The sequence below is a fragment of the Pseudomonas sp. HS6-2 genome (genome assembly GCF_049325675.2).
Taxonomy (GTDB): domain Bacteria; phylum Pseudomonadota; class Gammaproteobacteria; order Pseudomonadales; family Pseudomonadaceae; genus Aquipseudomonas; species Aquipseudomonas putida_N.
In genome coordinates, this window is the sequence record NZ_CM143906.1 from 887,148 (window position 1) to 900,270 (window position 13,123).

Here is a 13,123-nt window from a genome sequence, read left to right on the forward strand (position 1 = left end):
ATTGAATTTCTGGCGAGGAACTTGAACCGGTCAGTGATTGGCAAGGCTAGGCATCGATATTGAGCATCGCAATAGAGGGGGCTATATTTGGGAAATGGACTACAAGATTGTGGATAACTTCGCTGTGGATATGTCGAAAGATTTCATTGAAAGGTGTTTTTGTGGGAAATATTACCCGCAAGCTGTGCAATCGTTCGGGGCGAGCAGCCTGGTGAGGGAGGAGGCTCAAAAGATTTTGGCTTGGTCTGCTCTGGCCTCTTCGCGGGCAAGCCCGCTCCCACAGGTTTCGTGCTTGCCTCAGCCATGGCAGGGAGGGCCTCCGGGGCCGGGCCGGCCTGGTCTATCGCGACAATAGCGAACGGTGGTTGTTCTAAAACCTGCGAAAGAGGACAATTATCGGCTTCTTGTCACAACCAGCGACCTTGCATGGCCTTTCTTGCACTTGGTATCAACCATAAGACTGCCTCGGTAGACGTACGCGAGCGCGTGGCGTTTACCCCAGAGCAGCTGGTAGACGCCCTGCAGCAGCTCTGCCGACTGACCGCCAGCCGTGAGGCGGCGATCCTGTCGACCTGCAACCGTAGCGAGCTTTATATAGAGCAGGACCACCTGTCCGCCGACGCCGTCCTGCAATGGCTGGCCGCGTATCACCGGCTGAGCCTGGATGAGCTGCGCGCCAGTGCCTACGTCCATGAAGAGCACGATGCAGTGAAGCACATGATGCGGGTGGCCTCCGGGCTCGATTCGCTGGTGCTTGGCGAACCGCAGATCCTCGGCCAGATGAAGTCCGCCTACGCGGTGGCGCGTGAGGCCGGCACCATCGGCCCGCTGCTCGGGCGCCTGTTCCAGGCGACCTTCAGCGCCGCCAAGCAGGTGCGCACCGACACCGCGATCGGCGAAAACCCGGTTTCCGTGGCATTCGCCGCGGTCAGCCTGGCCAAGCAGATCTTCAGTGACCTGGGCCGCAGTCAGGCCCTGCTGATCGGCGCCGGCGAAACCATCACCCTGGTCGCCCGCCACCTGCATGAACAAGGTGTGCGCCGCATCGTCGTGGCCAACCGCACCCTGGAGCGGGCGAGCATTCTCGCCGAGCAGTTCGGGGCCCATGCCGTGCTGCTGGCCGACATCCCGCAGGAGCTGGCCAACAGCGACATCGTCATCAGCTCCACCGCCAGCCAGCTGCCGATCCTCGGCAAGGGCGCAGTGGAAAGCGCGCTGAAGCAACGCCGGCACAAACCGATCTTCATGGTCGATATCGCCGTGCCGCGCGACATCGAGCCGCAAGTGAGCGAACTCGACGACGTCTACCTGTACACCGTCGATGACCTGCACGAAGTGGTCGCGGAAAACCTCAAGAGCCGCCAGGGCGCAGCCCAGGCCGCCGAGGAGCTGGTTTCGGTGGGCGCCGAAGACTTCATGCTGCGCCTGCGCGAACTGGCCGCCGTCGATGTGCTGCGTGCCTACCGCCAGCAAAGCGAGCGCCTGCGTGACGAAGAACTGCAAAAGGCCCAACGCCTGCTGGCCAATGGCGGCAACCCCGAGGATGTACTGGCGCAACTGGCCCGGGGCCTGACCAACAAACTCCTGCATGCCCCTAGCGTGCAGCTGAAAAAGCTCTCGGCCGAGGGCCGCCTCGATGCGCTGGCCATGGCCCAGGAACTCTTTGCCCTCAACGAGGGCTCGACGGACAAATCCCCGCAATGAAAGCGTCGCTGCTGAACAAACTGGAGATTCTCCAGGACCGCTTCGAGGAACTCACCGCGCTGCTTGGTGACGCCGAAGTCATATCCGACCAGACCCGCTTCCGCGCCTATTCCCGCGAATACGCCGAAGTCGAGCCGGTTTACGCCGCCTATAAAGAGTGGCGCAAGGTGCAGGACGACCTCGAAGGCGCCCAGGCGCTGCTCAAGGACGCCGACCCCGACCTGCGCGAGATGGCCGTCGAGGAAGTACGCGAAGCCAAGGAGCAGCTGGTCGAGCTGGAGTCCCACTTGCAGCGCATGCTGCTGCCCAAGGACCCCAACGATGGTCGCAACGTGTTCCTCGAAATCCGCGCTGGCACTGGTGGTGACGAGGCGGCAATCTTCTCTGGCGACCTGTTCCGCATGTACTCGCGCTATGCCGAGAAGCGCGGCTGGCGCCTGGAGATCCTCTCCGAGAACGAGGGCGAGCACGGCGGCTATAAAGAGATCATTGCCCGTGTCGAAGGCGATAATGTGTACGCCAAGCTCAAATTCGAGTCTGGTGCGCACCGTGTTCAGCGTGTGCCGGAAACCGAATCCCAGGGCCGTATCCATACCTCGGCCTGTACCGTGGCCGTGCTGCCCGAGCCCGATGAACAAGCGGCAATCGAGATCAATCCGGCCGACCTGCGCGTCGACACCTACCGCGCCTCGGGCGCCGGCGGTCAGCACGTGAACAAGACCGACTCGGCGATCCGCATCACCCACTTGCCCACCGGCATCGTGGTCGAGTGCCAGGAAGAGCGCTCGCAGCACAAGAACCGCGCCCGCGCCATGTCCTGGCTGTCCGCCAAGCTCAACGACATGCAGACCAGCGCCGCGCAGAACGCCATTGCCAGCGAGCGCAAGCTGCTGGTCGGTTCCGGCGACCGCTCCGAACGCATCCGTACCTACAATTATCCACAGGGGCGGGTGACTGATCACCGCATCAACCTGACCCTGTACTCCCTCGACGACATCCTTGCCGGTGGCGTGGAGGCCGTGATCGAACCGTTGCTGGCCGAATACCAAGCCGACCAACTGGCTGCCCTGGGGGACTGATGACCATCATTGCCAGCCTCTTGCGCAACGCGCAGCTGCCAGACTCGCCCAGCGAGCGCCTGGACGCCGAACTGCTGCTGGCTGCCGCCATTGGCAAGTCGCGCAGCTTCCTGCACACCTGGCCCGAGCGCATCGTCAGCAGCGAAGATGCCGAGACCTACGCCAGCTACCTGCAGCGCCGCCGTGCCGGCGAGCCGGTGGCCTACATCCTGGGGCAGCAGGGCTTCTGGAAGCTCGATCTGGAAGTGGCGCCACATACACTCATACCGCGCCCGGATACCGAACTGCTGGTCGAAACTGCGTTGGAGCTGCAGCCTGCATCGTCAGCCAAGGTCCTCGACCTGGGTACCGGCACCGGCGCCATTGCCCTGGCCTTGGCCAGCGATTGCCCGGCCTGGCAGGTGACGGCCGTGGACCGCGTCGAGGAAGCCGTGGCGCTGGCCGAGCGCAATCGCCAGCGTCTGGGCCTGGGCAACGTCCAGGTGCTTGCCAGCCATTGGTTTGGCAGCCTGGCCGGGCAGCGTTTCGACCTGATTCTCAGCAACCCGCCATACATCCGCGCCGAAGACCCACACCTGGTCGAAGGCGACGTGCGTTTTGAGCCCAGCAGTGCCCTGGTGGCGGGTACCGATGGACTCGATGACCTGCGGGTGATCGTCGCCCATGCGCCAGAACATCTGTTGCCAGGTGGCTGGCTGCTGCTCGAGCATGGTTACGACCAGGCTACGGACGTGCGTGCTCTGCTGAGCGCGCAAGGCTTCACCGAAGTGGCCAGCCGCAAGGACCTAGGCGGCCACGAGCGTATTTCACTGGGGCGCCTGCCATGCTGAGCGATCAGGAACTGTTGCGTTACAGCCGGCAGATTCTGCTGGCCCAGGTGGACATCGACGGCCAGCTGCGGCTCAAGCACAGCAAGGCATTGATCGTCGGCCTCGGCGGCCTCGGCTCGCCGGTGGCGCTGTACCTGGCGGCTGCGGGCGTGGGGGAGCTGCACCTGGCCGACTTCGACACCGTCGACCTGACCAACCTGCAACGGCAGGTCATCCATGACAGCGACAGCGTCGGCATGAGCAAGGTGGATTCGGCGTTGCAGCGGCTGCAGGCGATCAACCCCGAGATCGCGCTGGTCGCCCACCGCCAGGCACTGGACGAAGACTCCCTGGCCGCCGCAGTGGCTGCAGTCGACCTGGTGCTGGACTGCTCCGACAACTTCGGTACGCGGGAGGCGGTCAATGCGGCCTGCTTCGCGGCGGGTAAACCGCTGGTGAGCGGCGCGGCGATCCGCCTGGAAGGCCAGTTGTCGGTGTTCGACCCGCGCCGTGACTACAGCCCTTGCTACCACTGCCTGTACGGCCACGGCAGCGAAGACGAGCTGACCTGCAGCGAAGCCGGCGTGATCGGCCCGCTGGTGGGGCTGGTCGGTAGCCTGCAGGCACTGGAGGCGATGAAGCTGCTGGCCGGCTTTGGCGAACCGCTGATTGGCCGTTTGCTGTTGATCGATGCCCTAGGCACGCGGCTGCGTGAGCTGCGGGTCAAGCGTGACCCGGCTTGTGCCGTGTGTGGCAAGCGCGATGGCTGAGCGCTCGGCGCCGGTCGGCGTGATGGACTCGGGGGTGGGCGGCTTGTCGGTACTCGCCGAGATCCAGCGCCTGCTGCCAGACGAGTCACTCCTGTACGTGGCTGATTGTGGTCATGTGCCCTATGGCGAGAAGTCCCCGGACTACATCCGCCAGCGCTGCCGGCGCATCGCCGAGTTCTTCCAGGCACAAGGTGCCAAGGCAATGGTCCTGGCCTGCAATACCGCGACTGTGGCTGCGGTTGCCGACCTGCGCGAGTTGTACCCCGACTGGCCCTTGGTCGGTATGGAGCCGGCGGTCAAGCCTGCCGCTGCCGCCACCCGCTCGGGCGTGGTCGGCGTGCTGGCTACCACCGGTACCTTGCAAAGTGCCAAGTTTGCTGCCTTGCTTGACCGCTTCGCTAACGACGTGCAAGTGGTCACCCAGCCCTGCCCGGGGCTGGTCGAGCTGATCGAAACCGGTGACCTCGGCAGCCCGCAGTTGCGCCAGTTGCTGCAGGGGTATGTGCAGCCGCTGTTGGCCGCTGGCTGCGATACGTTGATCCTCGGCTGCACCCATTACCCGTTTCTGCGCCCGCTGCTGGCGCAGATGGTGCCTGCCGATGTGGCCATCATCGATACCGGTGCCGCCGTGGCGCGCCAGCTGCAACGCCTGCTGGCCGCGCGGGACCTGCTGGCCGACGGGCCTGCCCGCGACGCGGCGTTCTGGAGCAGCGCCGAACCGCAGTCCCTGAGAAAAATCCTGCCAGTGCTGTGGCATAAGTCGGACAGTGTGCAAAGCTTTCAGTTGTAAAAAAAACGTGAAATACAGCTGAACTATCTTTGCATTACCGATTTCTACCGATTTGCCTGCTACAAGGCGAACACTAATAACAGCATCAGGAATAAGGAAGTTTCCCATGAAGAAACGGCTCGGTTTGGCGGCAGTTGCCGCCTTTACCCTGGGGCACGTGATGGCAGCGCAAGCGGCCGATGTATCGTTTTCGGTGGGGCAGACCGGTGATTCCACCATGGTCTACCGGCTGGGCCTGCAGTCCAACTGGGATGCAAGCTGGTGGCAGACCAGCGTTGGCCGGCTGACGGGCTATTGGGACGGCGCCTATACCTACTGGGAGGGTGATGAGACGTCGAGCAACCACAGCCTGTCCTTTGCGCCAGTGTTCGTCTATGAGTTCGCCGGGAATTCGGTGAAGCCCTATATCGAAGCGGGGATTGGTGTGGCGGCGTTTGCCAATACCGAGGTCGAGAGCAACGAGCTTGGCTCGGCTTTCCAGTTCGAAGACAGGATTGGTTTCGGCCTGCGTTTTGCTGGTGGGCATGAGATCGGGGTAAGGGCGATTCACTATTCCAATGCCGGGCTCAAGAACCCTAACGACGGTGTCGAGAGCTACAGCCTGCATTACCGCATGGCGCTGTGACTTCTCCTGTGCCGGCCTCTTCGCGGGACGAGCCCGCTCCTGCAGGTACAGCGCTGGGCTTGCAGGAGCGGGCTTGTCCCGCGAAGAGGCCAGGCCAGGAGATACAGAGCTCAGCGAGGCAGCGGCCACAGAGTGCTGATATCCAGCACCTCCAATACCAACTCGGGCTCGCGCAACGCCAAGCGAGAGATCAGCTCCTGCGCCGCACTCTGCGGCGTCCAGGCATCTGGTACAGCCTGCGCGGAAGTCACTGGAGTCTTCAGCGACTGCGGTGCCACCACGGTGAGGTCGATCCCCTGGTCCTTCAACGCCTGGCGCTGTTCACGCGCCCACTGCGGCACATTGTTCCAGCCCGCCGACACTTGCGTCGGTGAGTAGAGCTGCAAGGCTGAATAACGGTTGAAAATCGCCATGGCCTGCGGCCTATGCCCCTGTGCCAACAACGGTTGCGCGCTGGCCAGGCAATGCTCGCCAGCCAGTTGGTTGTCATTGACGATGGCCTCGAACACATCGCTGTCCGCCACGTCATCGGCCAGGTAGTCACTGGTCCCGGCGTTGATGATCAATACATCCAGCGAGCACCAGGCATGGCATATCTGCTCTGCCGCGCTGGTAGCCTCGCCTTCCTCATGCAATTGCCAAGGCAAGATCAACAGCCGGCTGCCATGGCGCACGGCCAGTGCCTTCAGCTCCTCGCCTTCCTTGCTACTTGCGGCAACCCGGTGCCCTTGCTCGAGCAATCGCTCCACCAGGGCCAGACCCAGTCCATTGCTGGCCCCCGTAACCCAGAAACTACGCGAGTGATTCAAGATACTGCCCTCTGATCCTGCCGGCGTGGTAGGCCCTTGAAGGCTTCCAGCGCACGTTGGCGGCTACTACTGAGATCGACTATTGGACTGTGATAGGAATTATTAGCAAAAAGATCAGCAGACTTCACCGGCTGATGGATAGATTTTTCATCCAGGCCGCGCAATTCCGGTAGCCAGTGGCGGATGAAGCGTCCTTCGGGGTCGAACCGCTGCGACTGCGAAACCGGATTGAAGATACGGAAATAGGGCACTGCGTCGGTGCCGGTGGAGGCACTCCACTGCCAACCACCATTATTGGCGGCCAGATCGCCGTCTATCAGATGGCGCATGAAGTGGCGTTCGCCCAGGCGCCAGTCGATCAGCAGGTTCTTGCTGAGGAACATGGCGACGATCATGCGCAGGCGGTTGTGCATCCAGCCGGTGTGCAGCAGTTGGCGCATCGCTGCGTCGATGATCGGGAAGCCGGTACGTCCCTCCTGCCAGGCCTGGAAGTCGTCCGGCGCATCGCGCCAGGGCAGGGCTTCGGTCTGCGCGCGGAAGGCCCGATGCCGTGAGACCTGTGGATAACCGGTCAGGATATGCTTGTAGAACTCGCGCCAGAGCAGCTCGTTGATCCATGTCTGGACGCCGCTGCTGCCACTGTCGAATTCGCCACGGTTGCTGGCGAGGGCGGCATGCAGGCATTGGCGGGGCGAGATCACGCCTGCGGCCAGGTAGGCTGAAAGCTGGCTGGTGCCAGGCTTGGCCGGGAGGTCGCGCAGGTACCCATAGTCCTTGACCGTTTCATCGAGAAAGCGGGCCAGCCGCGCTTGCGCTTCGTCTTCACCGGCGGGCCAGTGTTCGCTCAGTGTGCGGGCAGGCTTGTCGAAGCCCTCGATATGCTGGGGGATCGGGTCGCTGGTGATAGCCAGCGGCTGCTGGCGTGTCACCCGTTGGGCCAGTGACGGCAGGCTGCGGTGCAGGTGTTCGAGGCAGACTTTCTTGAACTGGGAAAAGACCTGGAAGTAGTCGCCGCTGCGGGTCAGGATGGTGCCGGGGCGGAAGAACAGCTGGTCGAGGTAGCTGTGGGTGCGGACACCGGAATCCTCCAGCAGCTTGCGCGTGGCTGCATCGCGACGTTCTTCATTGACGCCGTATTCATCGTTCCAGTGCACCGCCTCGATAGCATGCTGGCGGCAGACTTCGAGCAAGGTGGCCGGTGCCTGCTCCCAAGTGTCGACCTTGCGCACCAGCAGCGGGATATTCAGCAGGTCCAGCGACTGGCGCAGCTGGCGCAGGTTGCGCAGCCAGAAGTCGACCTTGCAGGCGGCGTCGTCGTGGGCCTGCCATTGGCCGGGGCTAACCAGCCACAAAGCCACGGTCGGGCCGCGTTCGCAGGCGACGCTGAGGGCGGAGTTGTCATTGATGCGCAGGTCGCTGCGCAGCCAGATCAGTTGCATGGGGCACTCGTCTCTCCAGGCCGGCGGACATTGCCTTGCAGCAAACGCAATGCCGCCTGCGGGGTATCGAACAGGAAAAGGTCGGGCAGATCGAACGCGTGCAGCTGGGCCTGGTGCAGGGCGAGGGTGGCGCCGCCCAGCAGCTTGATCCCGGCGATGCCCTGCAAGGTGCGCAGCAGGGCGCTGGCGTCGATGCGTGGGCCAAGGTGCATCAGTACTGCCCTCGGTTGCAGGGTGATCACGGCGCGTTGCAGCTGCGTGCCGCCCATCGGTTGCTCAAACACCTCTACGGGGATGCCGTTGCTGCTCAACAGCCAGGCGCACAGCCACAGGCTGGGGTCGAACGGGCGCTCGCTGTCTTCACAGAGCAGCACCGCTGGCCCTTGCAACGATTGATTGTCGTGGTACACCCGCGCCCCTAGCTTGCTGCGCAGCCAGGTGTGGAAGAACACCTGTTCAAGGCGCGCGTTGAAGTGGCTGCGCCAGCGAACGGCGAGGGATTCCAGCAGCGGCAGTAGCAACTGTTCGCACAGTGTCACGGCGGGGTACAAGGCCATGACCTGGTTCAGTTGCTGATCGAGGCTGCGTTGGGAAAGATGGGCGATGGCTTCGAGCAGCTGCTGCTGGCGCGGTTGCCAGTCGCCCATCGGTGCCCGCTCTACTGGCTGTTCGATTAGTTCGCGTACCTGGCCGACCGAAGCACCGCGTTCAAGCCAGGCGAGAATTGCCAGCACCCGCTCGAATTGGTCTTGCCCGTACAAACGATGCCCCTTGGCGGTGCGTTGCGGCTTGAGCAGGCCATAGCGGCGCTCCCAGGCACGCAAGGTGACTGGGTGGACGCCGGTGCGCCGGGCCAGTTCGCCAATCGGCATCAGTGTTTCAGACAGCATTGCGCAGGCCCAGGCTGTCGGGGTGCGGCTGCAGGTAGGTCTGTTGCTGCAGATAGGGATCAGGGTGCTTGCGCAGGTGATGCTTGAGCAGGGTCAGTGGCACCACCAAGGGTACCTCGCCTTGTTGGTACTGGCCGATGAGGTGCTGCAGTTCGGCCTTGTCCTGCTGCGTCAGCGAGTCCTTGAAGTAGCCGCTCAGGTGCTGCAGGACGTTGCAGTGGGTACCCCGGCTGGCGCAACGACGCAGAGCCTGCATCAGCTGGCTGAAATAGCGAGGCCCGATCTGTTCGGGGTCATCCTCCCGGCTCATGCTGCCCAGCAGGCGGCCGAGCTGGCGATAGGCCTGGGGGTTGTTCGCCATCAGCAGGTACTTGTAGCGTGAATGGAAGCGTACCAAAGCGCCTCGGCTCAAGCCTTGCGCCCGCAATTGCTGCCAGTCGGCGTAGGCATAGACGCGGCTGATGAAGTTTTCGCGCAGCACTGGGTCGTGCAGGCGACCTTCCTCTTCGACAGGCAAGTCGGGGCGACGGGCGCAGAAGGCAGCGGCGTAGGCGCCCGTGCCACCTTGCGGCGCAGGGTAACCGTTGTCCTGATAGACCTTGACCCGCTCCAGGCCACAGGAAGGGGACTTCTGCATGAAGATGTAGCCACAGATGTCATCGAGCTCATCGGCCATCTGCTCGCCATAGTTGCGCAGAGGGCCGGTCAGGTCCATGCCTGGGTTGCGCGTGCCGACCACGGCTGGCTGCGCGGGGTCACCCACCAAACGTATCGGATCGCGTGGTACGCCCAGGCCAATGGCAACCTCAGGGCATACCGGTAGCCAATCGAAATGCGCTTGCAGTTGTTCACGGCACAGATCGGAAGCCTTGTGCCCGCCGTTGTAGCGCACACTATGGCCGGTCAGGCAGGCGCTGATGGCGATACGGTGCTTATGTGCGGGGGCGGGTTGGTGCATGGCTGTCTCCTAGAAACTTGTACATGGAAGCAAGCGCGTACAAGTTCATTCCAGCACAGCCAGAAACTTATGCAAACTAGTATTTTTGTATAGCTTTCCCGAATGATGTTATTCGAGATGTTCCAGCAGCCGTCGCGCGGCTTCCTGGCCACTGAGCCAGGCGCCTTCGACGCGGCCTGATAGGCACCAGTCGCCACAGGCATACAGGCCTTGATCGGCATCGGCCAGTGCGCCCCATTCATGATTGCTGGTTGGTCGCGCATACAGCCAGCGGTGCGCCAGGGCGAAGCTCGGCGCCGGTACCACGCAGCCCACCAGCTCGGCGAATTCTCCCCTTAGTTGCTCGATCACTTCCTCCTTGGCCAAGTCGATGTGCTGCTTGCTCCAGTCGGACGTGGCGTGCAGTACCCAGGTATCGAGGTGTTCTTCACGGCCGGGTTTGCTGCGGTTACGGGCCAGCCAGCCGAGCGCGTTGTCTTGCACGAAGCAGCCTTGCATCGGCGTGTCCAGTGGTGCCTGGAAGGCCAGGGCGACGGCCCAGGTCGGCTCCATCTGCACACCGGCCGCCACGGCAGCGAGCTTGGGCGTGGCGGCCAGCAACTGGGTGGCCTGGGGCGCGGGCACGGCGATCACCACGCGGCTGAACGGGCCATGGCTGCAACCTTCGGTGTCCTGCAGGTGCCAGAATTGCTTGCCGCGGAACACCTCGGCGATACGGCAGCCGAAGTTCACCGTGACGTCCTTGAGCAGGCCGCGGGTGATGGCGCTCATGCGTGGCACGCCGACCCAGCGGGTTTGTTCGTCGGGGGAGGGGGTGAGTTCGCCATCGCGGTAGTTGTACAGCTGCGGCTTCCACTGCTCCGCCCAGCCGGCGGCGACCCACTGCTGCACCTGTTCGACGAAGCGCCGGTCACGAGCAGTGAAGTACTGCGCGCCAAGGTCGAGGGCGCCGGCTTCGCTGCGCTTGCTGGCCATGCGCCCGCCACTGCCGTGGCCCTTGTCGAACAAATGGACCGATTGCCCGGCCTTTTGCAGCGCCTGGGCGGCAGACAAACCGGCGATACCGGCACCGATGATGGCAATAGGTACTGTCATGATGGCCTCTTCGAACCTTGCTGTAGGCAGACTACGCTGTCAGTAAAACCTGTACAATAAAAAATCTTTGTATAAGGTTATTCCGCTTCATAGGCATGTTGGCCTATGGTTATCCGATAGCGATGGGTCTGGAAAAGTGCCTTGTTGTTAAAAATAGACCATGGCAGCACGCTGCGAGGACACAGTCATGCATATATTGCTGACAGGTGGTACAGGGTTGATCGGCCAGCACCTTTGCCAGTACTGGCTCGGCAATGGCCATCGTCTGACCGTGTGGAGCCGGCGCCCTGATCAAGTGCCGCGATTGTGTGGCAGTGGGGTGCGGGGCATTGGTCGGTTGGAAGACCTGAGCGCCGATGAGCAAGTGGACGCAGTGGTCAATCTGGCCGGTGCGCCGATCGCTGATCGGCCCTGGTCGGCAGCGCGTCGCAACCTGTTGTGGGCCAGCCGCATCACGCTCACCGAGCAACTGTTGGCCTGGCTGGGCAGCCGTGAACAGCGCCCAGAAGTGCTGATTTCCGGTTCCGCCGTGGGCTGGTACGGCGATGGCGGTGAGCGCGAACTGACCGAAGCCTCGCCGCCGGTTCGCGAAGACTTCGCCAGTCAGCTGTGCATCGCCTGGGAGGAAACCGCCCAGCGTGCGCAGCACCTTGGTATTCGCGTGGTGCTGGTGCGTACCGGGTTGGTACTGGCGAGTGACGGCGGCTTCTTGTCGCGCCTGCGCCTGCCGTTCAAGCTGGGGCTGGGCGGGCCGTTGGGTGATGGCCGGCAATGGATGCCGTGGGTGCACATCGACGACCAGATCGGCCTGATTGATTTTCTCTTGCAGCACAAGGATGCCAGCGGTCCTTATAATGCCTGCGCGCCAGAGCCGGTACGCAACCGCGACTTCGCCAGGCAGCTGGGGCGTGCCCTGCACCGGCCAGCATTCGTACCCATGCCCGGCCTGCTGCTCAAGGCCGGCCTCGGCGAGTTGTCGACCTTGCTGCTTGGCGGCCAGCGAGCACGCCCGGTGCGCTTGCTGGCGGCAGGCTTCGCTTTCCGCTTCAACGATTTGCAATCGGCTCTGGGCAACCTGTCCAGCCGCCTCTGACATAGGACGCTGCATGACCGATCACGCTCTGCTGCTGGTCAATCTGGGTTCCCCGGCCTCCACCTCGGTGGCCGATGTGCGCCGCTACCTCAACCAGTTCCTCATGGACCCTTATGTGATCGACCTGCCATGGCCGGTGCGGCGTCTGTTGGTGTCGCTGATCCTGGTCAAACGGCCGGAGCAGTCGGCGCATGCCTACGCCTCGATCTGGTGGGATGAAGGCTCGCCGCTGGTAGTGCTGACCCGGCGCCTGCAGGCGGCGATGGTCGAGCACTGGCCACACGGGCCGGTGGAAGTTGCCATGCGCTACGGTGAGCCAGCGTTGCCCGAAGTGCTGGCGCGCCTGGCTGCACAAGGTGTGCGCAAGGTGACCCTGGCTCCGCTTTATCCACAGTTTGCCGACAGCACGGTGACCACGGTGGTGGCGCAGGCAAAACAGACTGTTGCCGAGCGGCACTTGCCGTTGGAGCTGCGGGTGCTGCAACCGTTCTACGATCATGCGGCGTATATCGATGCCCTGGTCGCCAGCGCCAAACCGTATCTGCAGCAGGATTACGACCACCTGCTGCTGAGCTTCCATGGCCTGCCTGAGCGCCATCTGAAGAAGCTCGACCCGACCGGCAAGCATGACTTCCAGGCGGCAGACTGCTGCAAGGATGCCAGCGCCGAGATGCGCGCGGTGTGCTACCGCGGGCAATGCCTGGCGACGGCCAAGGCCTTTGCGAGGAAGATGGGCATTGCGGACGGCAAGTGGTCGGTGTCGTTCCAGTCGCGACTGGGGCGGGCCAAATGGATCGAACCCTACACCGAGACGCGCCTGGATGAGCTGGCCAAGGCAGGGGTGAAGAAACTGCTGGTGATGTGCCCGGCGTTCGTTGCCGATTGCATCGAGACGCTGGAAGAGATCGGCATGCGTGGCAGCGAGCAGTTTGTCGAGGCGGGCGGCAAGGAGTTGGTGCTGGTGCCGTGCCTGAATGATCACCCCGAGTGGGTGAAGGTGCTGGCGGGGATGTGCGAGAAGGTCTGAATTGAGGGGGCCGCTTTGCGGCCCCTTCGCGACAT

The 13,123-nt window shown here is 63.2% G+C and carries 13 protein-coding genes; 8 read left to right on the forward strand and 5 right to left on the reverse strand.

The window, feature by feature from the left end:
- Nucleotides 1–426: 426 nt before the first annotated feature.
- From hemA to ACOKS3_RS04135, 6 genes are all read left to right on the forward strand, one after another.
- Nucleotides 427–1,704: a glutamyl-tRNA reductase gene (gene hemA / locus ACOKS3_RS04110; protein WP_103445713.1), complete on the forward strand. Its 1,278-nt coding sequence runs from the start codon at nucleotides 427–429 to the stop codon at nucleotides 1,702–1,704.
- A complete protein-coding gene (gene prfA / locus ACOKS3_RS04115; protein WP_103445712.1) occupies nucleotides 1,701–2,783 on the forward strand; it encodes a peptide chain release factor 1 in 1,083 nt (360 codons plus the stop codon). Before hemA ends, prfA begins: the two co-directional genes overlap by 4 nt.
- Nucleotides 2,783–3,613 (forward strand): peptide chain release factor N(5)-glutamine methyltransferase, encoded by an 831-nt coding sequence (prmC, locus tag ACOKS3_RS04120; RefSeq protein ID WP_103445711.1) that lies wholly within the window; start codon nucleotides 2,783–2,785, stop codon nucleotides 3,611–3,613. Before prfA ends, prmC begins: the two co-directional genes overlap by 1 nt.
- A complete protein-coding gene (locus ACOKS3_RS04125) occupies nucleotides 3,607–4,362 on the forward strand; it encodes a molybdopterin-synthase adenylyltransferase MoeB (protein WP_422763329.1) in 756 nt (251 codons plus the stop codon). The genes prmC and ACOKS3_RS04125 overlap by 7 nt, the downstream gene beginning before the upstream one ends.
- Nucleotides 4,355–5,152, forward strand: coding sequence for a glutamate racemase (gene murI / locus ACOKS3_RS04130; protein ID WP_103445709.1), 798 nt, complete (start codon nucleotides 4,355–4,357; stop codon nucleotides 5,150–5,152). Before ACOKS3_RS04125 ends, murI begins: the two co-directional genes overlap by 8 nt.
- 106 nt (nucleotides 5,153–5,258) lie before the next feature.
- Complete coding sequence (locus tag ACOKS3_RS04135; protein WP_103445708.1) at nucleotides 5,259–5,777, forward strand: acyloxyacyl hydrolase; 519 nt, start codon at nucleotides 5,259–5,261, stop codon at nucleotides 5,775–5,777.
- Between the two features lie 110 nt (nucleotides 5,778–5,887).
- Here the strand turns inward: ACOKS3_RS04135 and ACOKS3_RS04140 are convergent, their stop codons facing one another.
- The 5 genes from ACOKS3_RS04140 to ACOKS3_RS04160 form a co-directional block, all read right to left on the reverse strand.
- A complete protein-coding gene (locus ACOKS3_RS04140) occupies nucleotides 5,888–6,586 on the reverse strand; it encodes an SDR family oxidoreductase (protein WP_103445707.1) in 699 nt (232 codons plus the stop codon).
- Nucleotides 6,583–8,025, reverse strand: a complete 1,443-nt coding sequence (gene phrB / locus ACOKS3_RS04145; protein WP_422763330.1) for a deoxyribodipyrimidine photo-lyase — start codon at nucleotides 8,023–8,025, stop codon at nucleotides 6,583–6,585. Before phrB ends, ACOKS3_RS04140 begins: the two co-directional genes overlap by 4 nt.
- Nucleotides 8,016–8,915, reverse strand: a complete 900-nt coding sequence (locus ACOKS3_RS04150) for a MerR family transcriptional regulator (RefSeq protein WP_422763331.1) — start codon at nucleotides 8,913–8,915, stop codon at nucleotides 8,016–8,018. The genes phrB and ACOKS3_RS04150 overlap by 10 nt, the downstream gene beginning before the upstream one ends.
- Entirely contained in the window at nucleotides 8,905–9,873 is a 969-nt protein-coding gene (locus tag ACOKS3_RS04155) for a YbgA family protein (RefSeq protein ID WP_103445704.1), read from the reverse strand. The genes ACOKS3_RS04150 and ACOKS3_RS04155 overlap by 11 nt, the downstream gene beginning before the upstream one ends.
- A gap of 108 nt (nucleotides 9,874–9,981) precedes the next feature.
- Nucleotides 9,982–10,968 carry an NAD(P)/FAD-dependent oxidoreductase gene (locus tag ACOKS3_RS04160; protein WP_103445703.1) on the reverse strand — a complete coding sequence of 329 codons (987 nt, stop codon included), beginning with the start codon at nucleotides 10,966–10,968 and terminating at the stop codon, nucleotides 9,982–9,984.
- Between the two features lie 187 nt (nucleotides 10,969–11,155).
- Here ACOKS3_RS04160 and ACOKS3_RS04165 point away from each other — a divergent pair, with 187 nt between their 5' ends.
- Nucleotides 11,156–12,061, forward strand: a complete 906-nt coding sequence (locus ACOKS3_RS04165) for a TIGR01777 family oxidoreductase (RefSeq protein ID WP_103445702.1) — start codon at nucleotides 11,156–11,158, stop codon at nucleotides 12,059–12,061.
- A gap of 13 nt (nucleotides 12,062–12,074) precedes the next feature.
- Nucleotides 12,075–13,088 carry a ferrochelatase gene (gene hemH / locus ACOKS3_RS04170; protein WP_422763332.1) on the forward strand — a complete coding sequence of 338 codons (1,014 nt, stop codon included), beginning with the start codon at nucleotides 12,075–12,077 and terminating at the stop codon, nucleotides 13,086–13,088.
- The last annotated feature ends 35 nt before the right edge of the window (nucleotides 13,089–13,123 follow it).

What these genes read in the sequence shown, in the direction of transcription:
- ACOKS3_RS04150 (WP_422763331.1), bottom strand. Translation starts at nt 8,915, where the DNA reads ATGCTGTCTGAAACACTGATGCCGATTGGCGAACTGGCCCGGCGCACC.
- ACOKS3_RS04125 (WP_422763329.1), top strand. Translation starts at nt 3,607, where the DNA reads ATGCTGAGCGATCAGGAACTGTTGCGTTACAGCCGGCAGATTCTGCTG.
- prmC (WP_103445711.1), top strand. Translation starts at nt 2,783, where the DNA reads ATGACCATCATTGCCAGCCTCTTGCGCAACGCGCAGCTGCCAGACTCG.
- phrB (WP_422763330.1), bottom strand. Translation starts at nt 8,025, where the DNA reads ATGCAACTGATCTGGCTGCGCAGCGACCTGCGCATCAATGACAACTCC.
- murI (WP_103445709.1), top strand. Translation starts at nt 4,355, where the DNA reads ATGGCTGAGCGCTCGGCGCCGGTCGGCGTGATGGACTCGGGGGTGGGC.
- ACOKS3_RS04165 (WP_103445702.1), top strand. Translation starts at nt 11,156, where the DNA reads ATGCATATATTGCTGACAGGTGGTACAGGGTTGATCGGCCAGCACCTT.
- ACOKS3_RS04155 (WP_103445704.1), bottom strand. Translation starts at nt 9,873, where the DNA reads ATGCACCAACCCGCCCCCGCACATAAGCACCGTATCGCCATCAGCGCC.
- ACOKS3_RS04135 (WP_103445708.1), top strand. Translation starts at nt 5,259, where the DNA reads ATGAAGAAACGGCTCGGTTTGGCGGCAGTTGCCGCCTTTACCCTGGGG.
- prfA (WP_103445712.1), top strand. Translation starts at nt 1,701, where the DNA reads ATGAAAGCGTCGCTGCTGAACAAACTGGAGATTCTCCAGGACCGCTTC.
- ACOKS3_RS04160 (WP_103445703.1), bottom strand. Translation starts at nt 10,968, where the DNA reads ATGACAGTACCTATTGCCATCATCGGTGCCGGTATCGCCGGTTTGTCT.
- hemH (WP_422763332.1), top strand. Translation starts at nt 12,075, where the DNA reads ATGACCGATCACGCTCTGCTGCTGGTCAATCTGGGTTCCCCGGCCTCC.
- hemA (WP_103445713.1), top strand. Translation starts at nt 427, where the DNA reads ATGGCCTTTCTTGCACTTGGTATCAACCATAAGACTGCCTCGGTAGAC.